24 protein-coding genes are annotated in these 24,333 nt (G+C 67.6%); 4 read left to right on the forward strand and 20 right to left on the reverse strand.

Going from position 1 to position 24,333, the window contains the following annotated elements; translation table 11 throughout:
- Positions 1-49: 49 nt before the first annotated feature.
- The 3 genes from AC07OQ_RS02005 to AC07OQ_RS02015 are packed head-to-tail and all read right to left on the reverse strand — an operon-like array spanning position 50 to position 1,942.
- The gene (locus AC07OQ_RS02005) at positions 50-469 is read right to left on the reverse strand and encodes an ExbD/TolR family protein (protein ID WP_495051413.1); all 420 of its coding nucleotides are present in this window, start codon (positions 467-469) and stop codon (positions 50-52) included.
- Between the two features lie 16 nt (positions 470-485).
- Positions 486-1,235, reverse strand: coding sequence for a MotA/TolQ/ExbB proton channel family protein (locus AC07OQ_RS02010; protein ID WP_495051414.1), 750 nt, complete (start codon positions 1,233-1,235; stop codon positions 486-488).
- Between the two features lie 38 nt (positions 1,236-1,273).
- Positions 1,274-1,942, reverse strand: a complete 669-nt coding sequence (locus tag AC07OQ_RS02015) for an energy transducer TonB (protein WP_495051415.1) — start codon at positions 1,940-1,942, stop codon at positions 1,274-1,276.
- Between the two features lie 335 nt (positions 1,943-2,277).
- On the opposite strand from AC07OQ_RS02015, the gene AC07OQ_RS02020 reads away from it, so the two are divergent.
- A complete protein-coding gene (locus AC07OQ_RS02020) occupies positions 2,278-2,634 on the forward strand; it encodes a phage holin family protein (RefSeq protein WP_495051416.1) in 357 nt (118 codons plus the stop codon).
- Here the strand turns inward: AC07OQ_RS02020 and AC07OQ_RS02025 are convergent.
- Entirely contained in the window at positions 2,631-4,223 is a 1,593-nt protein-coding gene (locus AC07OQ_RS02025; protein ID WP_495051417.1) for a M48 family metalloprotease, read from the reverse strand. The two genes, AC07OQ_RS02020 and AC07OQ_RS02025, sit on opposite strands and share 4 nt — an antisense overlap.
- Before the next feature lie 104 nt (positions 4,224-4,327).
- On the opposite strand from AC07OQ_RS02025, the gene moaC reads away from it, so the two are divergent.
- A complete protein-coding gene (gene moaC / locus AC07OQ_RS02030; protein WP_495051418.1) occupies positions 4,328-4,807 on the forward strand; it encodes a cyclic pyranopterin monophosphate synthase MoaC in 480 nt (159 codons plus the stop codon).
- A gap of 63 nt (positions 4,808-4,870) precedes the next feature.
- On the opposite strand, the gene AC07OQ_RS02035 is transcribed toward moaC, so the two are convergent.
- From AC07OQ_RS02035 to recA, 14 genes are all read right to left on the reverse strand, one after another.
- Positions 4,871-6,589: a PglL family O-oligosaccharyltransferase gene (locus AC07OQ_RS02035; protein WP_495051419.1), complete on the reverse strand. Its 1,719-nt coding sequence runs from the start codon at positions 6,587-6,589 to the stop codon at positions 4,871-4,873.
- 97 nt (positions 6,590-6,686) lie between these two features.
- Positions 6,687-8,456 (reverse strand): PglL family O-oligosaccharyltransferase, encoded by a 1,770-nt coding sequence (locus AC07OQ_RS02040; protein ID WP_495051420.1) that lies wholly within the window; start codon positions 8,454-8,456, stop codon positions 6,687-6,689.
- Between the two features lie 122 nt (positions 8,457-8,578).
- The gene (locus tag AC07OQ_RS02045; protein WP_495051421.1) at positions 8,579-9,022 is read right to left on the reverse strand and encodes a pilin; all 444 of its coding nucleotides are present in this window, start codon (positions 9,020-9,022) and stop codon (positions 8,579-8,581) included.
- 217 nt (positions 9,023-9,239) lie between these two features.
- Positions 9,240-10,016, reverse strand: a complete 777-nt coding sequence (locus tag AC07OQ_RS02050) for an MBL fold metallo-hydrolase (protein ID WP_495051665.1) — start codon at positions 10,014-10,016, stop codon at positions 9,240-9,242.
- Between the two features lie 161 nt (positions 10,017-10,177).
- Positions 10,178-10,837, reverse strand: coding sequence for an FHA domain-containing protein (locus AC07OQ_RS02055; protein ID WP_495051422.1), 660 nt, complete (start codon positions 10,835-10,837; stop codon positions 10,178-10,180).
- Positions 10,838-10,905: 68 nt separating this feature from the next.
- Positions 10,906-11,694 carry a Stp1/IreP family PP2C-type Ser/Thr phosphatase gene (locus AC07OQ_RS02060; protein WP_495051423.1) on the reverse strand — a complete coding sequence of 263 codons (789 nt, stop codon included), beginning with the start codon at positions 11,692-11,694 and terminating at the stop codon, positions 10,906-10,908.
- 12 nt (positions 11,695-11,706) lie between these two features.
- Entirely contained in the window at positions 11,707-12,774 is a 1,068-nt protein-coding gene (locus AC07OQ_RS02065) for a serine/threonine-protein kinase (protein WP_495051424.1), read from the reverse strand.
- Positions 12,775-12,783: 9 nt separating this feature from the next.
- The gene (locus tag AC07OQ_RS02070) at positions 12,784-13,518 is read right to left on the reverse strand and encodes a TerC family protein (RefSeq protein ID WP_495051425.1); all 735 of its coding nucleotides are present in this window, start codon (positions 13,516-13,518) and stop codon (positions 12,784-12,786) included.
- 205 nt (positions 13,519-13,723) lie between these two features.
- The gene (gene sucD, locus AC07OQ_RS02075) at positions 13,724-14,617 is read right to left on the reverse strand and encodes a succinate--CoA ligase subunit alpha (protein WP_495051426.1); all 894 of its coding nucleotides are present in this window, start codon (positions 14,615-14,617) and stop codon (positions 13,724-13,726) included.
- Positions 14,618-14,640: 23 nt separating this feature from the next.
- Positions 14,641-15,801, reverse strand: coding sequence for an ADP-forming succinate--CoA ligase subunit beta (gene sucC, locus AC07OQ_RS02080; protein WP_495051427.1), 1,161 nt, complete (start codon positions 15,799-15,801; stop codon positions 14,641-14,643).
- A gap of 25 nt (positions 15,802-15,826) precedes the next feature.
- Positions 15,827-16,420 carry a DUF2889 domain-containing protein gene (locus tag AC07OQ_RS02085; protein ID WP_495051428.1) on the reverse strand — a complete coding sequence of 198 codons (594 nt, stop codon included), beginning with the start codon at positions 16,418-16,420 and terminating at the stop codon, positions 15,827-15,829.
- 168 nt (positions 16,421-16,588) lie between these two features.
- Positions 16,589-17,101 (reverse strand): regulatory protein RecX, encoded by a 513-nt coding sequence (locus tag AC07OQ_RS02090; protein ID WP_495051429.1) that lies wholly within the window; start codon positions 17,099-17,101, stop codon positions 16,589-16,591.
- Entirely contained in the window at positions 17,098-17,547 is a 450-nt protein-coding gene (locus AC07OQ_RS02095) for a nuclear transport factor 2-like protein (protein WP_495051430.1), read from the reverse strand. The genes AC07OQ_RS02090 and AC07OQ_RS02095 overlap by 4 nt, the downstream gene beginning before the upstream one ends.
- Before the next feature lie 5 nt (positions 17,548-17,552).
- Positions 17,553-18,590: a recombinase RecA gene (gene recA / locus AC07OQ_RS02100; RefSeq protein WP_495051431.1), complete on the reverse strand. Its 1,038-nt coding sequence runs from the start codon at positions 18,588-18,590 to the stop codon at positions 17,553-17,555.
- Between the two features lie 286 nt (positions 18,591-18,876).
- Between recA and AC07OQ_RS02105 the strand changes: the two genes are divergently transcribed.
- Positions 18,877-19,548, forward strand: a complete 672-nt coding sequence (locus AC07OQ_RS02105) for a response regulator (protein ID WP_195794852.1) — start codon at positions 18,877-18,879, stop codon at positions 19,546-19,548.
- Between the two features lie 103 nt (positions 19,549-19,651).
- Entirely contained in the window at positions 19,652-21,178 is a 1,527-nt protein-coding gene (locus AC07OQ_RS02110) for a sensor histidine kinase (RefSeq protein WP_495051432.1), read from the forward strand.
- Here AC07OQ_RS02110 and rodA read toward each other — a convergent pair.
- Together rodA and mrdA are read right to left on the reverse strand one after the other, a co-directional pair.
- Positions 21,165-22,319: a rod shape-determining protein RodA gene (gene rodA / locus AC07OQ_RS02115; RefSeq protein WP_495051433.1), complete on the reverse strand. Its 1,155-nt coding sequence runs from the start codon at positions 22,317-22,319 to the stop codon at positions 21,165-21,167. The genes AC07OQ_RS02110 and rodA overlap by 14 nt on opposite strands.
- Positions 22,316-24,316 carry a penicillin-binding protein 2 gene (gene mrdA, locus AC07OQ_RS02120; protein ID WP_495051434.1) on the reverse strand — a complete coding sequence of 667 codons (2,001 nt, stop codon included), beginning with the start codon at positions 24,314-24,316 and terminating at the stop codon, positions 22,316-22,318. Before mrdA ends, rodA begins: the two co-directional genes overlap by 4 nt.
- Positions 24,317-24,333: the final 17 nt, after the last annotated feature.

Consider the following 24,333-nt stretch of genomic DNA (forward strand, 5'->3'; position numbering starts at 1 on the left):
TTGGCGGCCTGGCTTCGGGCTTGGCCGCCTTATTGGGGGATGCGGGATGTCAGGGGCGCTCGGGCTCGCTGACGAAGCCGACCTTGCTGAGGCCGGCCTTGGACGCGTCGGCCAGGGTTTCGGCCACCAGGCGGTAGGCCACGTTCTGGTCGGCGCGCAGATGCACCTCGGGCTGGTTCGCCTTCTGGCCCTCGGCCGCGAAGCGCGCCTGCGCGTCGGCGCGGCCGATCGGCTCGCCGTTCCAGAAGCGCTGGCCGGCCGCGTCGATCGCGAACTCGACCTTCTCGGGCTTCAGCTCATTGGCCGCCGAGCTGACCTTGGGCAGGTCCAGCTTGACCGCATGCGTGAGCAGCGGCGCGGTGACGATGAAGATCACCAGCAGCACCAGCATCACGTCGATCAGCGGGACCATATTGATCTCGGCCATCGGCGCGCCGCCGCGCTTGTTGTCGAAGGAGGCGAATGCCATCTCGTGCTCCTTGCGCTCAGGCGCCGGTGGCCGCGGGCTTCAGCGCGCGCACATTGCCGCCGCCCTGCTGGGCCGCCGCGCCGGGCGCCTCGCCCAGAGTCAGGAAGCTGTGCAGCTCGTAGGCGAAGGCGTCCAGCCGCGCGGCCAGCACGCGGTTGCCGCGCGTGAAGGCGTTGTAGGCCATCACCGCGGGAATCGCGACGGCCAGGCCGATGCCGGTCATGATCAGCGCCTCGCCGACCGGGCCGGCCACCTTGTCCAAGGTGCCGGAGCCGCTCATGCCGATCGCCAGCAGCGCGTGGTAGACGCCCCAGACGGTGCCGAACAGGCCGACGAAGGGCGCGGTGGCGCCGATCGTGGCCAGGGTGGTCAGGCCCGATTCCAGGCGCGTGGTCTCCTCGTCCAGCACCTTCTTGATGGTGCGGGTGATGAAGTCGTTGGCGCTGCCCGCCTCGGCCAGGCGCGCCGCGCCGTGGCGCGCATGGTGGGCCTGGGCGTGCAGCGCATGGGCGCTGAGGTGCGAGAAGGGGTCGCGCGCGCCGTGGGTGTTCAGCTCGGCCTGCACCGCATCCAGCGAGCGGGCGTTCCAGAAGAAGTCCAGGAAGGCGGTGCTGCGCTTGCTGCGCAGGAACTGGGTCAGGCCCTTGGCCACGATCAGGGCCCAGGAGGCCACCGACATGACGACGAGCACGCCCAGCAGGAACTTGCCGACGGCGTCGGACTGGGCGATGAAGTGGCCGAAGCCGACGGAGGTAGAGGCGTCCATGAAAATCCAGCGGAAGGTGATGTGAGGTTCTTTTCTCTTCAGTCGACGTCGTAGGCGAATGCCGCGGTGCTCTCCACCTCGATCGGCTGGCCGTTCTCGGTCTGGGGCACGAAGCGCGCGCTACGAATGTCCTGCAGGGCCTGCTGGTCCAGCCGGGCGAAGCCCGAGGACCGGCGGATGCTGGCCTCCTTGAGGTTGCCCTTGGCATCGACGATGACGCGCAGCAGCACCGTGCCGGACTCGCGCAGCCGGCGCGACAGCAGCGGCACGCTGGTCCTGGGCTCGACCAGATAGCGCAACGAACTGGGCGGCACCACCTTGGGCGCCGGCGGCGCGGGCGGCGCCACCGGAGCGGGTGGCGCGGGCGGCGCCGCAACGGCCACCGGAACGGGCGCCGGTTCGGGCGCGGGCACGACGAAGGCCGGCGGCGTGGGCGCCGGCGACGGGGCGGCGGCGATCACCGGCGCGGGCGCGGGGCGCGGCTTGACGGGTTGGGGCGGCGGCGGCGGTGTCGGCTTGGGCGGCTCCGGCGCCTGGATCAGGCTGACCATGATGGGCGCGGCCTCGACCACCGCCTGGCGCACCGCGTCCACCTGCAGCAGCGCCCAACCGCCCAGCACATGGGCGGCCAGCACGCCGCCGGTCAGCGCACGGCGTGCCACGAGGCCCAGCTCGTCGGCCTGCCCGCTCAGCGGACGCGGCGGCACCGCCGTCACCGGCTGGGCGCCCGCGGAAGGGGCTGGGAGGGAAGCACCCGCAGAAGCGGCAATGGTGGCTCGGGTCACGATGGATGCGGCGGATCGCGCATTGGAATGGACAGCGATCTAAATCGTAACATTAATGCGAACTATTCCCATTACTGTTCGAAAACAATCGAGGGGACAAGGCCGCGACTGTGCCGCGAGCACAACAGGGCCGGCACCATCGCGGGGCGCCGCTATGCTTGCCGCGTGAAGCAGGCCCGTCGCGTGCCGGGCGATGCCGTCAGGCGGAGCGCGCACGGCGGGCCCACGCGATTCCTCTACCGAAAGCGAAAGCGCCCATGAAAATCTTGACGCGTTGGCTGCTGCTGGCAGGTGCCCTGCTGTTGGTGGCGACCCTCTATCCCGGCGTGGTGGTGAAGAGCTACGGCTCGGCACTGATCGCGGCGCTGGTGCTGGGTCTGCTGAACACCCTGCTGCGGCCGATCCTGGTGCTGCTGACCCTGCCGGTCACGGTGCTGACCCTGGGGCTCTTCCTGTTCATCATCAACGCGTTGATGTTTTGGGCAGCGGCCCAGGTGCTGGACGGCCTGACCGTGACCGGCTTCGGCGCCGCCCTGATCGGCTCGCTGATCTACAGCCTGTGCGGCATGCTGATCGACGTGATCGTCGAACGGCTGTTCCCGTCGCGGGACTAAGGCCGCTGCTCCGAAAGCCGGGGCGACAGGGGCCGCCCCTTCAGCTGCTCGGCACCGCGCGGCGGGCCGTTCGGATAGAGCTCGGCCAGCAGCTGGCGGCGCTCGTAGAGCAGGCTGCGCAGGCGCGCATCGATCACGGCGGCCTCGATCTGATCGGCATCGCGGCCGCGCGACTGGTTCAGGCCCGAACGCAGGCGGTCGATCGCGCCGCTCAGGTCGCCCACCGCGGCCCGCGTCTCGCCCAGGGCACGCACCGCGCGCAGGGGCTGGCCGAGCTTCTGCCACAACTGGGCCAGCACGCTCCAGGCCAGCGCATCGCGCGGCGCCAGGCTCACATGGGTCTGCAAGGCCTCGGCGGCCTGGCGCGCCGCCTCGGGCTGGGGATCGAACAGGGCCAGTTGGGCACGCTGCATCATCAGCACGCGCGAACGGTCCTGGGCCAGCGGCACCAGCGCCGCATAGCCGGCCGCCGCCTGCTCCTGCGCCTGCGCCAGCTCGGCGCGCAGCAGCTGCAGCGCGCGCAGCGCATGGGCCTCGTTGCCGATCAGGGCCAGCATCTGTTCGGCGCTGCTCAGGGCGGTCGCGGCGCGGGGCCAGTTGCGCAGCTTGATCGAGGCCAGCGCGCTGGCATAGCGCGCGCCCAGCTGCTCGTAGGCGTTGCCGCGCGTGCCGGCGTCCAGGCCCTGCACCTGGCGCAGGATCTCGGCACGCATGTCCATCAGCACGCGCGCGCGCGCCGCCATCAGCGCATGCTCGGCCAGACCCTGGGGTCGCGTCATAGGCACCGTGCCCAGACGGGCGCGGGCCTCGCCGATGCGTTCGCTGGTGAGCGGATGGGAGCGCAGATAGGGGTAGGCGCCCGAATCCGTCAGGTTGTAGGCCTGCTCCATGCGCTCGAACATGCTGGCCATGCCCGAGGGCGCGAAGCCGGCCCGCGTCATCACGTTGAAGCCGACGCGGTCGGCCTCGCGCTCCATGTCGCGCGAGAAACTCAGCGAGGCCGCCGCGGCCGCGGCCTGGCTGCCGACGATGGCCGCATTGGCCATGTCCGCATTGCCGGCGCGCGAGGCCGCCAGCAGGCCGACGATCAGGCCGGCCGTGGCCAGCAGGCTGTTGCGCGCATCGCCGGCCAGGCGGCGCGCGATGTGACGCTGCGTGACGTGGGACAGTTCATGACCCAGCACCGAGGCCAGCTCGTCCGGCGCGCCGGTCATCGCGATCAGGCCCAGGTGCACGCCGACGAAGCCGCCAGGCAGCGCGAAGGCATTGACGCTGCGGTCGCGCACCAGGAAGGTTTCCCAGGCAAAGCGCCCGCCGGTGTCGTCGCCGATCTGGCCCAGCTGCTTGGCCGCACCCACCAGCGGATCCCACAGGCGCTGCACATATTCCAGCAGCAGCGGGTCGTCCAGATAGTCCGGATCGAGCCGGATCTGGCGCATGATCTGGTCGCCGAAGCGGCGCTCGTCATTGACGTCCAGGTCCTGCGATACCGAATCGCCCAGCGCCGGCAGATTGACCTGGGCATGCAGCGGCGCCACGAGGCTCAGGGCGGCGGCGAGAGCCACCGCCAGACGGCGGGGCCGGTTCATCAGAGGGGTCAACGGAGGTCTCCGGAAAACGCGCGGCGAAGAAGGCTCACGGCTCACTATGATGGCAGGGCTTTCGTTGCCCGATTATTGCCGGCCCCAAGACCATGAACTCACCGCTGACTCATTTTGATGCCCAGGGCCAGGCCCATATGGTGGACGTGGGGCAAAAAGATGTGACGCACCGTATCGCGCGCGCGGCCGGCCGCATCCGCATGCAGGCCGCCACGCTGGCGCTGATCAGCAGCGGCACGGCCAAGAAGGGTGACGTGCTGGGCGTGGCCCGCATCGCCGCGATCCAGGCGGCCAAACGCACCGCCGAGCTGATCCCGCTGTGCCATCCGCTGCCGATCACGCGCGTCGCGGTGGATTTCGAGATCGATGCCGCGGCGAACGCCGTCGTCTGCACGGCGCAGGTCGAAACGCTGGGACGCACCGGCGTCGAGATGGAGGCGCTGACCGCCGTGCAGATCGGCCTGCTCACCATTTACGACATGTGCAAGGCCGCCGACCGCGGCATGGTGATGGGCGAGATCCGGGTGCTGGAGAAGCAGGGTGGCAAGTCGGGCGACTGGTCGGCCGGCTGAAGTCAGCGCCCGCCGCCGGGGCGGAACGGGCGACTGGTCGGCTGAGGTCCGAGCCCAGCGACTTCAGCGCATTTCCTCGAACGAATACTCGCGCGACGGGGCCTGGCACTGGAAGGGCTCGGGCGCGCCGGCGGCGCGCGGCTGCTCGCATTCGGCCAGCCAGGCATCGCCCTCCCTGCTGCGGAACTCGCGCAGCCGAGCCACCACATAGCGCGCCCGGTCCAGGTCGCCGGTGGCATGGAGCGACTTGGCCCAGGCCATCATCAGGCGCACGTCGATCAGGTTGTGGGCCGTGCGCCGCGCGGCCGCCAGCGCAGCGGGGCCGGGTGGCAGGCTGGTGGCTGCCGCATAGTCGGCCTGGGTGGAGAAGAAGGTGCTGCGCTGGCCGCGCTCGATGCGCTGCTCCAGCAATGGGGCGCCGGGCGACGGCACATAGATGTCCACCACATGCAGATAGTCCCAGACGGCATAGACGCTGCCCAGCACCAGCAACGCGCCGACGCCGCGCGGCAGCCAGGCGGGCAGCCGTCCGGCCGGCGCCGCGTTGGTCTCGCCACCCAGCGCCATGCCGAGCGCGAAGGCCGTCGGCAGCAGGAAATAGGCGTACCAGAGCGGGTACTCCAGCAGGCTGTGCAGGCCGATCATCAGCACGATCATGAAAGCGCAGCGGCGCAGCACCGCATCCTCGCCCTGCGCCCGTTGGCTGGCCCGGAACGCCTGCCACACCGACCAGGCCAGCAGCCCCAGCACCAGCAGCCCGAGCGGCCAGCCCAGCTCCACCAGCAGCTGCATCGGCAGATTGTGGGTATGGTCGAAGAAGGCCGTGGGACGGCCCGGAAACGGCGTCATGGTCCAGGCCAGATTGAATTCGCCCCAGCCCACGCCGGTCCAGGGGTGCATCTTCAGCAGGGTCCATGCGTTGCTCAGGATGGCCAGACGCGACGGCGACCCGGCTCCCTCGGCCAGGCGCGACTCGGCCCCGAAGGCATGATCGCCGGCATGGGCCCAGGCCGACAGCAGGCCCCAACTGAACGCCAGCATCAGCGGCGTGGCCAGCAGCGCCCAGCGTGAGGTACGCGCCAGCTTGCGGTCCAGCAGCCCCCAGGCGGCCAGCAGCAGCACACCCAACATGCCGGTGCGCGAGGCACTGAGCACCACGCCGAAGATCAGGCCGAACAGCAGCACCGGCAGCAGCCAGGCCCGGCGCCGGCGGCCCGCCGCATCCAGCCAGACGGCCGCCACGCAGGACCACATCAGGAGGCTGGCCAGATGGTTGGGCTGACGCAGATTGCCGACCGCGCGGCCGGGGATGCCGGAGCGGGCGATGATCTGACCATCCGCCCAGGCGGGCGCGAACACCTGCACCAGGCCCACCGCCAGGCTCAGCAGCCCGGCCAGCAGCAGGCCCCAGCAGAGGGCTTCGAACCACCGCCGCCGCGCCGCCTCATCCATACCCTGGGCGCTCGGCAGGAGCAGCAGCAGCGCCGCGACTATCGGGCCGCTGGAGCATAGAGCCAGCGACAGTGGAAGCTCGGCCCACAGCCGAGACACCCAGGGCGCAGCCAGCAGCAGCGCCAGCGCCCAGACTGCCCCCCCCCCCTGCAGGCGTGGCCGAGAAGCCGCCACGATGATCGGCACCAGCCCCCAGCCAACCAGAGCGGCCAGCTGGTTGAACAAGGTGGCCGAAGGCGTGAGGTTGTAGGCCAGCAGCGGCGGCAGGGCGCAGGCCAGCAGCACAATCGGCAGCGGTGGCGGGCTCGGTTTTTCGGTAGCGGTCAGCATGGGGGCGAATCATCACATGCCGGGGATTGACTTCAAGCAGCCCTTGTAGCGTGCGGCCAGTAGGGATCAGCACGCCTTCATGTGCCATGCCTCCCAGTTACCGGAAATCGCGATATGTAAAGGCCTGGGTGGCCGGGATACATTGGAACGGCTTCGTCCCCGACCCCGCGTCCGGCTTGTCGCACTCTGCAAGCCACCCGTTCAGATAAGGCTCATGAAAATCGCGAAGACGCTGTACGAGGTACCTTGCCCGCTCCACATCCCCTGCCGCATTCAGCGTCTCTGCCCAAACCTTTAGCGTGCGAGCATCGATGAGCAGATGTGCCGCCCGTTGGGCCGCCGGCAAGGCCTCGGGTGTTCCAGGGTAGCTAGCGAGGTAGAGTTGATCGGCCCAGGTACTGAAAAGCCACGACGTCTGACCCCGCTCGATGAGCGTCTTCATGGGCGCCACATAGGGCAATACGACCCGCATATAGTCTGCCCATACCGCTACTCCGGTGGCCAGCACCCAGGCGCTGGCGTAAGTCAAGGTGCGCGCCGGCACGGCGACGTTCTTCGAGCACGCGAGCGGCCGCATCTTCGTGCCGCCCCCCGCGTTGCCACTGCACATGCCCAGCAACAGAGCCGTGGGAAGCAGAAAGTAGAAATACCAAAAAGGGTACTCCAACATGCTGTGCCAACCAACGATGGTCAGCATGACCAGGGCACAGCGCAAGGCCACCCCTTCGGGGCCCTTCTCGCCCAAGACCGATCGAATGGCCGCACACAATGACCAGCACAATGCTGCCAACACGCTCAAGCCGAGCGGCAGGCCCAGTTCGACCAACAAATGCAACGGCAGGTTGTGCGCGTGATCGAGAGACGACGAGCGGCGCCGCGGAAAGTCGGTCAGCGCCCAGCCAAAATTGAACTCACCCCAACCCAGCCCGGTCAGCGGACTGCGCCGGATCAGCTCCAGCGTGTCCACCCATATGTACCACCGAGAGGGCGAACTGGCCCCCTCGGCGAGCCGAACTTCACCGCCGAAGATCTGGCCACTCCAGTGCGCCCAGACATCGGTCAGAAACCAGCAACCCAGCATCAGCAAGGGAGCCGCCATCAGGACTCGGCGCGCGAACGGCGAAAGTCCGCGATCGACGAGGCCCCAGACGGCCAAGATAACGAGGCTCACGTAGCCGGTGCGCGAAGCCGTGAGGACCATCGCCCAGATGAAAACCGTCATCAGCAGGCCTGCCACCCAGCGCCGCAGCCGCGCCGATTCGGCAAGCCAGAGCGTCGCCACGCAGGACCAACACAACAAGACAGCCACATGGTTGGGTTGGCGCATATTGCCGACCGCGCGGCCCAGGAGCCCCGTGCGTGCGATCCAATCCCCATCGGCCCAGGCCGGCGCAAAGACCTGGATGAAACACACCACGGCCAGCGCCACCCCCAGCACAAGCCAGCCCAGCGATATCTGCGCGAACAAGGTCTCCGCATGCCCGGCGGCACGGCTGGCCATGCCGACAGCAAAGAGCACCAGGGTGGCAAGCAGAGAACCGGCCGAGATGAGTGCCAAAGAACCGGGCAAGCCGGCCCATAGGACAGAGCCGAGGATGCCGACGAACAGCAATAGGCAGGTCACCAGGAGCGGCAGGGCCGGCCGCAACAACACGGGGCGAATACCGACCGCCAAGGACGCACAGATTGCGACCGCCGCCCAGCCCACCATGGCACTCACCTGATTCGCTGCACTTGACAGCGGTGGCAAGACATAGCCGATCATGGGCGGCAGGGCGCAGGCCAACACGGCCAGCAGCCAGGGAATGCCTTGACGCCAGCTTGAGGACCACGGGAATGGGCGGCCAGCAAACGAAGAGGTCAGCATTGGGGCTCCATTCATCCGGCAAACCGTGTCAAGTGCCGCTTTCCATGCAAAAGACGACCCCGAGGGTCGCCTTTGTATCGAACACCATGTCCACTCTGGGCATGGTTCGCGCCAACCAGCGCTTAGGTCTTCGGCATGTACTTGGTGTCGACCGTGCCAGTGATTGCCCAAGTGCATTGGGCCCCGGTCACGCAGGTCGCCGTGTAAATGACGGTCTTGGCGTCAACGGCTGCATTACCCGTGCCTTGCATCGTGACCGTCACGGTTCCAGCGGTATCGCTGGTGCCTGCGGCCGTCACCGATGCCACGTACTTGCTCGTAATGCTGGCTGCGGCGGCGAGCCCCAGCGTCGCATTCGTGGCGTTGTTCAGCACACCTTCATTGAAGGCAAGAGCCAATGCAGTGCGGGCCGTCGACGAGACGCTCGCGGCTTCAGAGACCTTACTCTTCAGGGTGTAGTCCTGGTAGGCCGGCAGGGCCACCGCAGCCAGGATGCCGATGATCGCCACGACGATCATCAGTTCGATCAGGGTGAAACCTTTTTGGACGTTGCGCTTGATGCTCATGAGGACTCCTGCGGGTAAAAAGTGAGAGGTAGGGGAGGAACGCTTCCTCTATATGCAGGGGCCGTGCCAGCCTGCCCCAGCGCCTTGGCGCGTGACAAACATCACGAACACGGCGCCTCCAGGACAACCCGGGTGACATTTTTGGTCAGCCTTCGCGGCGCATTTTGTTCGCGGGCCTGCGAGCCGACCATTTTTGTCAGTCGATCGGGCTTCGAGTTCAGAAGCTCAGCACCTGCCCCGCCCGCAGCGCAGCAATGCGGTGCGCGCTGGCCAGGCCGGCGATCTGGGTCATCACGGCACCATCCTCGCCCGGCTTGATGTGGGTGATGTGCACGTCGACCGCTCCGCCCAGTTGGCTCAGCTCGCTGCCGAGCGCGGTGGGGCAGAGATGGCGGCTGACGCGCGCCAGTTGGCGCTCTTCGTCGCTGAAGGCGGTTTCGATCACCAGATGCGCCACCTTGATCTCGGCCAGGCGCCGCCACAGCGCCGGGTTGGGTCCGGTATCGCCGGTATAGACCCAATGGCCCGCCGCGCCGCCGTCGACCGCGAAACCGCAGGCGGGAACCGTGTGCTCGGCGCTCAACACCTCGATCTCGCGCTCGCCCAGCCGCAGGCGCTGGCCGATCTCGAAGGGCCGCAGCGTCAACACCGGATGCTCGGCACTGGGCAGGCGGGTGAAGTCGGGCCAGATGACGCCATTGAACAGGTGCAGGCGCAACGCATCCAGGGTGGGTGCCAGGCCATGCACCTCGATCGGCGGCCGCCCGTCCTGGGCGCGCTGGCGCAGCACGGCATCGGCCAGCAGGGGGATCGCCAGCACATGGTCCAGATGGGAATGGCTGAGCAGGATGTGGTCGATGCGCGCGAGCGCGTCCAGACTCAGATCGCCCACGCCGGTGCCGGCGTCGATCAGCACATCGTCGTCCAGCAGGAAGGCGGTGGTCTTGCAGCCGGCGGCAATGGCGCCGGAGCAGCCCAGGACTTTTATTTTCATGCGCAGCGCGTTGTAGTCGAGCCTGGGCTCGTGGAGCACGGACTCCAATTTACGCGCCTTGCCAGGGGGTGCAAGCTACCTAATGCGCGTTTTGGCGCGTTTTTCAGCCGTTTGCAGGAGAAGCTTGCGGCCGCGTGACATGCTGCACGCGGCCGGACGACTCAAAGGCCGGGCTGGACAAACTGCATTTGCGTGCCGGCCAGCTCGATCACATCGCCGCTCTTGAGCGCGATCGACTCGCCGGTCAGCGGCACGCCATTGACGCTGGGCCGTGCGCCCCCCTCGACGTGGGCGAACACATAGCCACTGGGGCGCTTGGTGATGGAGGCCACCTGCACGCCGGGCTTGCCCACCGTGGTGACCACCTTGGTCAGGCTGACCTCGCGGCCCGCCGCAGCTCCCGTCAACACCTTGATCGTGGCAGGCGTCGCGGCACTGGCCGGCGCACTCAGGGCACCGAAGGACGAAGGCAGGCCGAAACCGCTGGGCGTGGCCCCCGGCTTCAGGATCATGGTCTTCTCGTAGTCCACGCCATCGGACAGCAGGTACTTGATCTTGTACTTGCCCACCTCGACGATGTCGTTGCCGGCCAGCAGCTGCTTCTTGATCGCCTTGCCGTTGATATAGGTGCCGTTGGTGGAGTTCAGGTCTTCGATGAAGACGTCGGCTCCCACCATCTGCAGCACGGCATGCTCACCGCTCACCGCCAGGTTGTCGATCACGATGTCGTTGTAGGGCCGACGACCGAGCGTGGTCTTGTCCTTGGTGAGCTGTACCTCCTTGATCACCACCCCGTCGAGCGAAACCACCAGTTTGCCCATGCTTGACCTCAGTCCTATTGTCTCGTTGGTGTACCGGCCGGGTCCTTGCGCAGATATCGGCGCTCCCGTCAGCGCCGACCGAACGGCCACCAGGTCCGGCTGACAGGTTTGGCGCGACCCTCCGCACGAGCCAGCACAAGCGCAATATTATCCTTGCCGCCCATGTCATTGGCGGCGGCAACCAGGGCTTGCGCCGCTTCGGACAGCGAAGGGTGGTTTATCAGCAACTGCGCGAGTGCATTGTCGTCCAACATGTCGGACAGTCCGTCCGAGCACAGGAGGATCAGGTCACCCGGCTGGATCTCGTGCTGATGCAGTTCCAGCATCACGGCATCCTCCACCCCCACGGCGCGGGTGACGAGGTTGCGGTTGCTGGAAAAGGCGGCCTCCTCCGGGGTCAGCAGGCCGGCATCGAGCTGCTCCTGCAGCAGGGAATGATCGCGCGTGATCTGGCTCAGTTGGCCGTTGCGCAGGCGATAGGCACGCGAATCTCCGACATGACCCAACAGCAGCACATCCTCACGGAACACCGCCAGCACCAGGGTCGTGCCCATGCCCGCATAGCGCGGATTGGTGTTGGCCGCATTGAAGATCGCGCGATTGGCGTTGTCCACGCAGATGTCCATCGCCCGCCGCACGTCGGCCGGTGCGGCCTGGCTGCCCGCCTCCTTGAGCCAGCGGCCCAGCTCCGCTTTGACGAAGCTGGTCAGCATCTGGCTGGCGACCTCGCCGGCGTTGTAACCGCCCATGCCGTCGGCCAGCACGGCCAGGCCCACCGTCTCGTCCAGCGCCACCGAGTCCTCGTTGTTGTCGCGGGCGCGGCCGACATCGGTAGCGCTGAAGATCTCCACGGTCATGGCGAACTGGAATTAGAGAGGATCCGGGGGATTTTGCCCCGGTTCCACCGGATCCAGGCGCTCGGTGCGCGCGAACGGGTCGGCGGTCGTGAAATCCTGACCGGGTAGGGCCAGGTCTTGCCTTGGCAGCAGGGCCAGCACGGCATCCAGATCCTGGGCCATCTGCCCGCCATCGGCATAGCGCAGCTCTGGGCGCTTCTCCAGCGCCAGGGCCAGCACCAGGGCCAGCGCCTCGGGCAGCGCCGGGCGGTAATGGCGCACGTCGGGCGGCGCCTGGTTGGCGATCTGGTACATCAGGGTCGCCATCGACTCGGACTGGTGCGGCAGATGGCCCGTCAGCAACTGGTAGAGCATCACGCCCAGCGAATACAGATCGCTGCGTCCGTCGACCTGCTGGCCGGCCAGTTGCTCGGGCGACATGAAGGACGGCGTGCCCAGCACCAGGCCGGTCCGCGTGCGGCTGCCGTCGGCGATGCGGGCGATGCCGAAGTCCATGATCTTCAGCGAATCGGCACCGCCGGCGCCGGCGCGCTCCAGCATCACGTTGCTGGGCTTGATGTCGCGGTGCACCACCCCCTGGGCATGGGCATAGGCCAACGCCCGCGCCAGGCGGGCCCCCAGGGACAGCGCCTCGCGTACCGGCAGCAGGGCACCGGTGCGGGTGAAATGGCTCAAATCCTGGCCCGGCGCGTATTCCATCGCGATCCAGGCATCTGCGCCGGCCTGGCCGGCATCCAGCACGCGCAGGATGTCGGGATGCTCCAGATGTCCGGCCGCGCGCGCCTCGCGCATGAAGCGCCGGCGCACGTCGATCAGGTCCTCGGCCGCAAACTCGCGCTGCAGCGCCAGGCGCTTGATCGCCACCCGGCGGCCGCTGGCCTTCTCGATGGCGAGGTGGACCACGGCCATCGCGCCGCGGCCGAGTTCGGCGCCGAGTTCATAGCGCTCCAGGCCTTCCCCTCGGGCATCCTGGAGCAAGGACTGGGGCTGGGTGCTCGGCTGCGTATCCCCGGCGATGCTGGCATTGCCGGCGTCGCCGCCGCGACCCAGCAGGCGCCGCCAGAAGCCGACCCCAGCCATGGTTCCGGATCAGGCGGCCGCGCCGCCCTTGCGTGCCGCCATCAACTTGCCGGCTGCCAGCACCAGCAGGGCGCCGACCACGCCGCAGCCGTAATACAGCGCCGGCAGCACCTCGGTCGAACCGGGCTTGTCGCCGGCCTGGCTCGGCACCCAGCTGGACAGCGCCGGGTCGCCCACCATCATGGTGCCGGCGATCCAGCCCAGCAGCATCGCGCCCAGCGTGATCACCATCGGGAAGCGGTCCATCAGCTTGATCACCATCTGGCTGCCCCAGACGATGATGGGGATCGAGACCAGCAGGCCGAAGATCACCAGCGGCATCTGATGGTCGCCGCCCGCGCCTTCGGCGGCACCGGCGATCGCGATCACGTTGTCCAGGCTCATCACGAAGTCCGCGACGATCACGGTCTTCACGGCGGCCCAGAGCTTGTCGCTGGCCTGGATATTGGCATGCTCGTCGTCATGCTCGGGCAGCAGCAGCTTCATGCCGATCCACAGCAGCAGCAGGCCGCCCACCAGCTTCAGGAAGGGCAGCTTCAGGAGCGTCAGCGCGAAGAAGATCAGCACGACGCGCAGCACGATGGCGCCGGCCGTGCCCCACAGGATGCCCTTGGTGCGCTGGACATCGGGCAGCTTGCGGCAGGCCAGCGCGATCACGACCGCGTTGTCGCCGCCCAGCAGGATGTCGATCATGATGATCTGGCCGACGGCAAGCCAGAACTCGGGACTGGTGAGCATGTCCATGGGAACTTTGCGTTGAGTTGGTTTCCGCGGCCCGCGACGGACGGACTATAGCCGGGCCTCCAGCGATTGCAGACGCCAAAACAAAAAGGGGCCGATGCCCCTTGATGCCCGGCCGCAAAAGGCTGCGGCCGGATTGTGCGCTGCGGCAGGCCCGGCGCCGATGCGTGGATTTACGCATCCGGCCGGGCCGCTCGCCGGGCTCGGTTTACAGCAGGCCCTTGAGCAGCTTGCCCATTTCCGAGGGGTTGCGCGTCACGGTGAAGCCGCACTCTTCCATGATGGCGAGCTTGGCATCGGCCGTGTCGGCGCCGCCCGAGATCAGCGCGCCGGCGTGGCCCATGCGCTTTCCGGGAGGGGCGGTGACGCCGGCGATGAAACCGACCACCGGCTTCTTCATGTTCAGCTTGCACCAACGGGCGGCTTCCGCCTCGTCCGGGCCGCCGATCTCGCCGATCATGATCACGGCGTCGGTGTCCGGATCGTCGTTGAAGGCCTGCATCACGTCGATGTGCTTCAGACCGTTGATCGGGTCGCCGCCGATGCCGACGGCCGAGCTCTGGCCCAGGCCGATCTCGGTCAGCTGCGCCACGGCTTCATAGGTCAGCGTGCCGGAGCGCGAGACCACGCCGATGCGGCCCTTGCGGTGGATGTGGCCGGGCATGATGCCGATCTTGATCTCGTCGGGCGTGATCAGGCCGGGGCAGTTGGGGCCCAGCAGCAGGGTGCGCTTGCCCCCTAGAGCCTCCTTGGCCTTCATACGGTTGCGCACCTCCAGCATGTCCTTGACGGGAATGCCTTCGGTGATGCAGATCGCCAGGTCCAGGTCGGCCTCGACGGCCTCCCAGATCGCGGCGGCGGCGCCAGCCGGCGGCACATAGATCACCGAGACGGTGGCGCCGGTCTGGCCGGCCGCTTCCTTGACGGTCGCGTAGATGGGGATGTCCGAGAACTTCTCGCCGGCCTTCTTCGGGTTCACGCCGGCCACGAAGGCGTTCTTGCCGTTCGCGTAGGCCTGGCAGCCCAGGGTGTGGAACTGACCGGTCTTGCCCGTGATGCCTTGGGTGATGACCTTGGTGTCTTTGTTGATGTAGATCGACATGATTGATGCTTTCCTTGCGGGGCTTACTTGACGGCAGCGACGATCTTGGTCGCGGCTTCGGCCATCGAATCGGCGGCGATGATGGGCAGGCCGGACTCGGCCAGCATCTTCTTGCCCAGATCTTCGTTGGTGCCCTTCATGCGCACGACCAGCGGCACGCTCAGGTTCACGGCCTTGCAGGCGGTGATCACGCCTTCGGCGATGGTGTCGCACTTCATGATGCCGCCGAAGATGTTGACCAGAATGCCCTTCACTTCCGGGTTCTTCAGCATGATCTTGAAGGCTTCGGTGACCTTCTCGGCCGTGGCGCCGCCGCCGACGTCCAGGAAGTTGGCCGGCTCGCCGCCGAACAGCTTGATGGTGTCCATCGTGGCCATCGCCAGACCGGCGCCGTTCACCAGGCAGCCGATATTGCCGTCCAGCGAGATGTAGGCCAGATCGAACTTGGAGGCCTCGACTTCGGCCGCGTCTTCCTCGTCCAGATCGCGGTAGGCGACGATCTCGGGGTGGCGGAACAGCGCATTGGCGTCGAAGTTGAACTTGGCATCCAGGGCGATCAGATTGCCCTTGGAATCGCAGTTCAGCGGGTTGATTTCAACCAGCGACGCATCGGTGTCCATGTAGCACTTGTAGAGCTTGGCGAACAGGTCGACGGCCTGGTCCACCGACGCGCCGGTGAGGCCGATGGCCGCGGCGATCTTCTTGCTCTGCTCGGTGGTCAGGCCCACCAGCGGGTCGATCATCTCGGTGATGATCTTCTCGGGCGTGGAATGGGCCACTTCCTCGATGTCCATGCCGCCTTCGCTGGACGCGATGAAGGCGACCTTCTGCGTGCCGCGGTCGGTGACCAGCGAGACATACAGCTCGTTCTTGATGTCGGCGCCTTCTTCGATGTAGAGGCGGCGGACCTTCTGGCCTTCCGGGCCGGTCTGGTGCGTGACCAGTTGCATGCCCAGGATCTGCTCGGACAGGCTCTTCACCTCGTCCAGGCTCTTGCCCAGCTTGACGCCACCGCCCTTGCCGCGGCCGCCGGCGTGAATCTGCGCCTTGACCACCCAGACCGGGCCGCCCAGCTTCTGCGCGGCTTCCACCGCTTCTTGCACCGTGAACGCGGGAATGCCGCGCGGCACCGGCACGCCGAACTGGCGCAGGATTTCCTTGCCCTGGTACTCGTGAATCTTCATAGGGGGTCTCGCTTAGAGGGAAAAGTCAGGAAGAGGTGGGAGAGGTCGCGGTCTGCGCCGCGGCCGGAGCCTGGCGATACCAGCGGGGGTAATGGGCTTGCACGACCGCGCCGTCGCTCCTCAGCGCATGGCACTTGTCGATCTGGAACGGTGCCTGGCCCGAGCTCGCGTCGCCCTCGCGGGTGTCGATCACGATGCCGGCAAAGGCCTGGATCACGGCGGTGGGCAGCACCTGGCTGAGTTCGGTCAGATGGGTGCAGCCCTTGATGCCGGCCAGGCGCTCCTTGACACCCAGGCGGAAGCCCTTCAACAGGTTCAACCCGGTCAGGCGCGCGTAGGCATCGCCATGCTCGCCGCAGACGCCCGGATAGGGCATGCCGCGCGTCTCGGAGCCCGAGGCCAGCACGTTCAGCTGCCTGTCGACCACCAGACGCAGCAGCATGTCGTGCAGCGGCTCGCCGGCGCGGCGCAGACCGGCGGCCAACGGGATGTCGCGGGTCTTGACGTCCTGCAAGGTCGCCTCCACGTCGAACAGCCCGTCTTCACGCGCAAACACCTGCACGTCGATGGCTCGACGGTGCAGCAGACGGCGCTCGGAGGACGGGGTGAGCAAGGACATGAAGCGGTACAGACAACGCGCAGGCAAGCCCGCCAAACCTCGGGACTGGGGTGGCGGGCAAGTCTGCCAAAGACCGCGAATGTAGCATGCTGCGCTGCCGCAAGCCTGTCGCGGGGCTGTCAGCGGGCCTCGTCCGGCGACGCGGGCCGCCCCGGCAAGGGCCGCCCCTCACTCCGGCAAGCCGCGCAGCACCCGGCGAATCACCTCGGCAGAAAACCCTCGTCCCGCCAGAAAACGGGTTTGCCTCGCGCGCGCCGCGGCATCCTCGGGAAGCGCCGCGCCGAACTTGCGCGCCCAGACCGCACGGGCACGTTCCAGCTCGCTGTCTTTGAGCTGCAGCTGGCGCTCGGCATCGAGGGTCAGGCCATGTTGGGCCAGCTCCTGCTTGATGCGCAGATTGCCGTAGCGCTGCGCGCGCGCATGGACGCGCGATTCGACGAAGCGCGACTCGCTGAGATAGCCCTGGGCCTGCAGCCAGACCAGCAGTTCATCGACCTCGGCCGCCACCTCGGCCGATTCCGGGGGCGTCGGTTCTTCCGCCGCACCGGCCTCGGCCAGCTTCGCGGCCTGCGCCAAACGGGCAATGCGCAGCAGCTTGCCGCGCAGTTCGGACCGGCTGTGATCGCGCTGCGCCAGCAGCGCGATCGCGCGCATCTTCAGGGACAGGGGTTTATGGCTCATGGCGCCGCGGGCGGGTCGGGATCCAGATCCAGGCCCGGGCGACCGTCGGCCGGCAGGCCCTCCAGGCCCGGCAGATCGCGGCGCCAGGCCGGCGGCGCCTGCACGTCGGACCAGTATTCGTCGATGCCGACGATCCGCCCGCCCTCGATCGCAAAGAAGCTGTTGGCGTAGAAGGACGCCTCGCCATGATCGACCCGCACCAGGCTGTGCACCCGCCCGGCCCCCAGCGCATGCAGCGCCAGCAGGCGGATCGCCCAGCCTTCCGGATAGACCGCGTTCACATGCACGATGGCAGCCGCACCGACAAAGCGCTCGCGCGTGCTCCACCAGGTGCAGCAGGCCTGCGGATCCAGCAGGGCCTGGGCCTCGGCCCAGCGGCGCGCCTGGTAAAGCGCCCAGAAGCGCCGCACCAGGGCCGGCCCGGCCCGCGCGCCCGCCTGCCGCACGGGCCTTACTCCGCGGTGTCGCCCGCCAGCAGGGGCACGCCCAACGATTCGCGCACCTTGTTCTCGATCTCGCGCGCGATGTCGGGGTTCTCGCGCAGGAATTCGCGCGCGTTGTCCTTGCCCTGGCCGATCTTCTCGCCGCTGTAGGCATACCAGGCGCCGGACTTGTCCACCACCTTGGCGACCACGCCCATGTCGATGATCTCGCCCTCGCGGCTGATGCCCTCGCCGTACAGGATGTCGAACTCCGCCGTCTTGAACGGGGGCGAGACCTTGTTCTTGACCACCTTGACCTTGGTCTCGGAGCCGATCACCTCCTCGCCCTTCTTGATCGAACCGATGCGGCGAATGTCCAGGCGCACCGAGGCGTAGAACTTCAGCGCATTGCCGCCGGTCGTGGTCTCGGGGCTGCCGAACATCACGCCGATCTTCATGCGAATCTGGTTGATGAAGATGACCATGCAGTTGGTCTTCTTGATCGTGGCGGTCAGCTTGCGCAGGGCCTGGCTCATCAGGCGGGCCTGCAGGCCGGGCAGCGAGTCGCCCATCTCGCCTTCCAGTTCGGCCTTGGGCGTCAGCGCGGCGACCGAGTCGACCACGATCAGGTCCACCGAACCCGAGCGCACCAGCGCGTCGACGATTTCCAGGGCCTGCTCGCCGGTGTCGGGCTGGCTGATCAGCAGGTCCTGCAGATTGACGCCCAGCTTCTGCGCATACTGGATGTCCAGCGCATGCTCGGCGTCGATGAAGGCGCAGACGCCGCTGAGCTTCTGCATCTCGGCGATCACCTGCAGCGTCAAGGTGGTCTTGCCCGACGATTCCGGGCCGTAGATCTCGACCACCCGGCCGCGCGGCAGGCCGCCGACGCCCAGCGCGATGTCCAGGCCCAGCGAACCGGTGGAAACGACCTGGATGTCCTCGATCACCTCACCCTCGCCCAGGCGCATGATGGAGCCCTTGCCGAACTGCTTTTCGATCTGGGCAAGGGCGGCCTGCAGGGCCTTGGCTTTTTCGGTGTTGGCGTTTTTGACGGGGGCATCCATGTTCGATCTCCTGTTTCGGCTGGGCGCATTATGGCGCAATCTGTATATTTGTACAGTAGTTTAGGCAGGACCTGCTGCCATTCAATGTCAGTAATGATCAATATGAATTAGGGCTGTCGGGCATGAGCGGCCTGCTTCGGTCCTGTTACATATCGACCAATAGGGGCATCGTATTCTTCCTGTGGCTCATGGGATGAGCTACCGAGGCGGCGGTACATCCTCCGGCAGTCATGTCCTTCAGTAAGGTCGCCCTCCCTAGAATGTTCGTATAACGAGGGGACGAACCATGCGCATCCTGATTGCGGAAGACGACCAAGTGCTGGCCGACGGCCTGTTGCGCGCGCTGCGCGCCTCCGGCTACGCGGTCGACCAGGTCGGTTCGGGCACCGAAGCCGATGCGGCGCTGGCCTCGCACGAGTTCGATCTGGTGATCCTGGACCTGGGCCTGCCCAAGCTGCACGGCCTGGAGGTGTTGCGCAAGCTGCGCGCGCGCGGCGCCTCGATGCCGGTGCTGATACTGACCGCGGCCGACAGCGTCGAGCAGCGCGTCAAGGGCCTGGACCTGGGCGCGGACGACTACATGGCCAAGCCCTTCTCGCTGCAGGAGTTGGAGGCGCGGGTGCGGGCGCTGACGCGCCGCGGCCTGGGCACGGCCTCCTCGATCATCAAGCATGGCCCGCTGAGCTTCGATGCCACCGGCCGCGTCGCCTATATCAACGACCAGATGGTGGAGCTCTCGGCGCGCGAGCTGAGCCTGCTGGAGGTGCTGCTGCAGCGCGCCGGCCGCCTCGTGAGCAAGGACCAGTTGGTGGAGCGCCTGTGCGAGTGGGGCGAGGAAGTCAGCAACAATGCGATCGAGGTCTATATCCACCGCCTGCGCAAGAAGATCGAGCAGGGGCCGATCCGCATCGCCACGGTGCGCGGCCTGGGCTACTGCCTGGAGAAAATTCCGGGATGAACGGAACACCCCGCTGGCCGAGTACAGCCATCGCCCCGCCGGGAGGGTTGGGCCTTGCCTGGGACGGCCCGGTGCGGCGGCCCGTCTGAACCCGGAAAGCTGAATGGCCGCAGACACCGAGCAACGCTCCCTGTTCGGCGAGATCCTCGACTGGATGCTCGCCCCGCTGCTGGTGATCTGGCCGATCAGCGTCGCCCTGACCTGGCTGGTGGCGCAGGGCATCGCGGGCCGGCCCTACGACCGCGAACTCGGCGAGATGGCGCGCAATCTGGGCCTGCAGGTGGCCGCGGCCGAAGCGCCCGAAGGCCGGCGCTCGCGCTATGCGCTGGCGCCCGAAGCTGCGGCCCTGCTGCGCGCCGACGAGGCCGACACCGTCTACTACCAGGTGCTGGGCCTGCGCGGAGAATTCCTCAGCGGCGACAGTCAGCTGCCGGTGCCCGAGACCGAGCAGCCGATCGTGCCCTGGGAGCTGCATTTCCGCGATGACGAGGTGGGCAGCGACAGCGTGCGCGTCGCCTACCTGTGGGTGGCGCCCGAGGGGCAGGCCGGCTCCACCCGGACCATGCTGGTGCAGGTGGCCGAGACCCTGGGCAAGCGCGCCCGCCTGACCAACGAGATCATCAAGGGCGTGATCCTGCCGCAGTTCGTGATCCTGCCGCTGGCCGTGCTGCTGGTGTGGCTGGCGCTGGCGCGCGGCATCGCGCCGCTGAACGATCTGCAGCGCCGCATCCGCTCGCGCGAAAGCTCGGACCTGAGCCCGATCGACGAACGCCGCATCCCCGACGAGGTGGCGCCGCTGGTGCGCGCGATCAACGATCTGCTGGGCCGGCTCGACCAGTCGATCGGCGCGCAGAAGCATTTCCTGGCCGACGCGGCGCACCAGCTGAAGACCCCGCTGGCCGGCCTGCGCACCCAGGCCGAGTTCGCGCAGCGCGAGATCGACGAGGGCAAGAGTTCGCCGGCCGAGCTGAAGCGCTCGCTGCAGCAGATCGCGCTATCCAGCCAGCGCGCCGCCCATATGGTGAACCAGCTGCTGGCGATGGCGCGCGCCGAGGACAAGGAACATGCGGCCCGGAGGATCGAGGTGAACCTCTCGGAGCTGGCGATGGAGACGGTGCGCGACTTCGTGCCACGCGCGCTGGACAAGCGCATCGACCTGGGCTTCGAGGGCCCGGATGCCGGCCAGAGCGCGCTGCGCATCGACGGACACCTGCTGCTGATCCGCGAGCTGATCCGCAACCTGGTCGACAACGCCCTGCTCTACACCCAGGCCCAGGGCACGGTGACGGTGCGCGTGGTCGAAGACCCGTTCGGCCAGGTCACGGTGCTGCAGGTGGAGGACTCCGGCCCGGGCATCGCCGAGCAGGAGCGCGAGAAGGTGTTCCAGCCCTTCTACCGGGCTCTCGGCACCAATGTCGACGGCTCCGGCCTGGGCCTGGCCATCGTGCGCGAGATCGTGCAGCAGCATGGCGCCGAGATCACGCTGGACGCCACCCGCACGCGCCGCCCCGGCCAGCAGGACGAGGACGGCCAGGGCCCCGGCGCGCGCTTCACGGTGCGCTTCGCGGCCCACCCGGTACGGCCGGAGGATGGCAGCACCGAACGGGACGGCGGCCTCAGCCCGGCATGAAGCGCCGGCTCTTGGCGATCGACATCAGGATCCCCAGGCTCAGGCCCAGGGTCACCATGGCCGTGCCGCCATAGCTGATGAAGGGCAGCGGCACGCCCACCACCGGCAGGATGCCGTTCACCATGCCCATATTGACGAACACATAGGTGAAGAAGCTCAGGGTCACCGCGCCCGCCATCAGGCGCGCGAACAGCGTGGCCCCCTCGGCCGCGATCATCAGGCCGCGCAGGATCAGCGCGGTGAAGCCGGCCAGCAGGGCCAGCGCGCCGAGCAGGCCGAACTCCTCGCCATAGGCGGCGAAGATGAAATCGGTGGTGCGCTCGGGGATGAACTCCAGATGGGTCTGCGTGCCCTTCATGAAACCCTTGCCGGTCAGGCCGCCGGAGCCGATCGCGATCTCGCCCTGGATGATGTGGAAGCCCTTGCCCAGCGGATCCTTGGTCGGGTCCAGCAGGGTGCAGACGCGATTCTTCTGATACTCCCGCAGCATCGGCCATTCGACATCGGGCTGGCAGATCTGGTCCTCGCTCAGCACCAGGGTCGTGATGGCCGCGGCGCCCAGCACGAAGGCCGGGATGATCAGCTTCCAGGACAGGCCGGCGAAGAAGATCACGTACAGCCCCGCCGCCAGCACCAGGATCGAGGTGCCCAGATCGGGCTGCTTGGCGATCAGGCCCACGGGAATCGCCAGCAGCACGAAGGCGGCCAGGAAGTCCGGCAGGCGCAGCTGACCCTCGCGGCGCTGGAACCACCAGGCCAGCATCAGCGGCGTGGCGATCTTCAGCAGCTCCGAGGGCTGGATCACCATGCCCACATTGAGCCAGCGCGTCGCGCCCTTCTTGGTGATGCCGAACAGCGCGGTCGCCACCAGCAGCGCCACGCCCACCGTATAGAGCGGGATGGCCAGGGCCATCATGCGCTGCGGCGGGATCTGCGCCACCACGAAGATGATGGCCAGCGAGAGCAGCATATTGCGGCCATGGTCGACGAAGCGCGTGCCATGGTCGTAGCCGGCCGAATACATGCTGAGCAGGCCCAGGCCCATCAGCCAGGCGATCGCCAGCAGCAGCGGCACATCGAAGCCCTGGAACCAGGGCTTGAGGCGCTGCCACAGGCTCGGCTTGCTGAAGACGGCATTCATGGTCGCCCCCCCGATGCGGCCGAAGCCGCCGCCGGCGCGCTGGCCGCCGCCTGACCCGGCAGCGGCACCTGGTCGGGTCGCCGCGACTGGCCCATCGGCGCGAAGGTCTTGCCCGCCTGAGTCAGCGTGATGTCATCCTCGCTGGGGTACTGGCCGGCCAGCACGAAATCGAACACCCGCCGCGCGATCGGCGCCGCGGCGGCCGAACCCCAGCCGGCGTTCTCGACGATCAGTGCCAGCGCGATGGTCGGCGCCTCCACCGGCGCGAAGGCCACATAGAGCGAATGGTCGCGCTTGCGCTCGTCGGCCTTGATATTGCTGTAGCGCTCGCCGGCCCGCAGGCCCACGGCCTGGGCGGTGCCGGTCTTGCCGCCGCTGGGATAGGCCGCGCCGGCGAACACCGCGCGCGAGGTGCCCTCCAGGGTCACGCCATGCATCGCGTTGCGGATCACCGTCACGTCGGCGGGGCGCAGCGGCAGCGGCTCCAGTGCGTCGCTGGCGACGCGCCGCCGCTCATGCCTGACCACATCCTCGATCTCGCGCACCAGGCGCGGCTTGAAGCGCTGTCCGCCGGTGGCCACGGTCGAGTAGGCGGTGGCCATCTGCAGCATCGTGAAGTTGTTGTAGCCCTGGCCGATGCCCAGCGAGATGGTCTCGCCGGCATACCATTTCTGCTGCTCGGGCCGGCGGAACTTCTTGCGCTTCCATTCGGTGGACGGCAGGTCGCCGGTGACCTCGCCCAGCAGGTCGATCTCGGTCCTGCGGCCCAGGCCGAAGGGTTCCAGTTCGTCGTGGATCAGGTCCACGCCCATCTCGTTGGCCAGGCTGTAGAAGTAGACGTTTGAGGAGCTGACGATGGCCAGGCGCATGTCCTTGGGGCCGGGCCGGTCGGTCTCGGGGCTGCCGAAGGTGCGGCCGCCGAAGCTGAAGGTGAGGTTGTCCATCACCACCGTGCCGGGCGCGCGCTTGCCGCTGGTCAGCGCCGCCATCGCCATCAGCGGCTTGAAGGTCGAGCCCGGTGGGTAGGTGCCGCGCAGCGCACGATTCAGCAGCGGCTTGTCGGGGTTCTCGTTCAGCTCGCGCCAGCTGTCGCTGTCGATGCCGTCGACGAACAGGTTGGGGTCGAAGGTGGGCTTGGAGACGAAGGCCAGCACCTCGCCATTGCGCGGGTCGATCGCCACCAGGGCGCCGCGGCGGTCCTTGTAGAGTTCCTCCACCAGGGCCTGCAGCTTGATGTCGATCGACAGCACCAGGGTGTTGCCCGGCGTCGGCGGCCGGTAGGCCAGGCGCCGCACCGCGCGGCCGGCGGCGCTGGTCTCCATCTGCTCGAAGCCGGTGATGCCGTGCAGCTCGCGCTCGTAGCTCTGCTCCAGGCCCAGCTTGCCGATGTAGTCGGTGCCGCGGTAATTGGCCTGGTCCTCCTCTTCCCAGTCGTCCATGGTCTTCTTCTCGGACTGGTTGATGCGACCGATATAGCCGATCAGGTGGCTGCCGACCTCGCCCAGCGGGTAGCTGCGGAACAGCCGGGCCTTGATCTCCACGCCCGGGAAACGGTAGCGCTGGGCGGTGAAGCGTGCCACCTCTTCGTCGCTGAGCTTGGTGCGGATCGGCAGCGACTCGAAATGCTTGCTCTCGTCCAGCAGGCGCTTGAAGCGGCGGCGATCGCGCGCCTGGATGTCGATGAACTTGGCCAGCTCGTCGACCGTCTCGTCCAGATTGCCCACCTTGGACGGCATGATCTCCAGCGTGTAGGCCGAGTAGTTGCTGGCCAGCACGATGCCGTTGCGATCCTTGATCAGGCCGCGGTTCGGCACGATGGGCACGACGGTGACGCGGTTCGCCTCGGCGCGGTCGGCCAGGCTGTCGTGCTGCAGCACCTGCAGATAGACCAGGCGCGCCACCAGCAGACCGAAGCAGAACAGCACGAAGGCCGCCGCCGCGAACACGCGCAGGCGAAAGCGCGACAGCTCCTGCTTGAGGTTCTTCAGGACGGTCATGGCCGGCTCGTCGGGGT

This window comes from Roseateles sp. GW821-FHT09B06, from assembly GCF_059418245.1.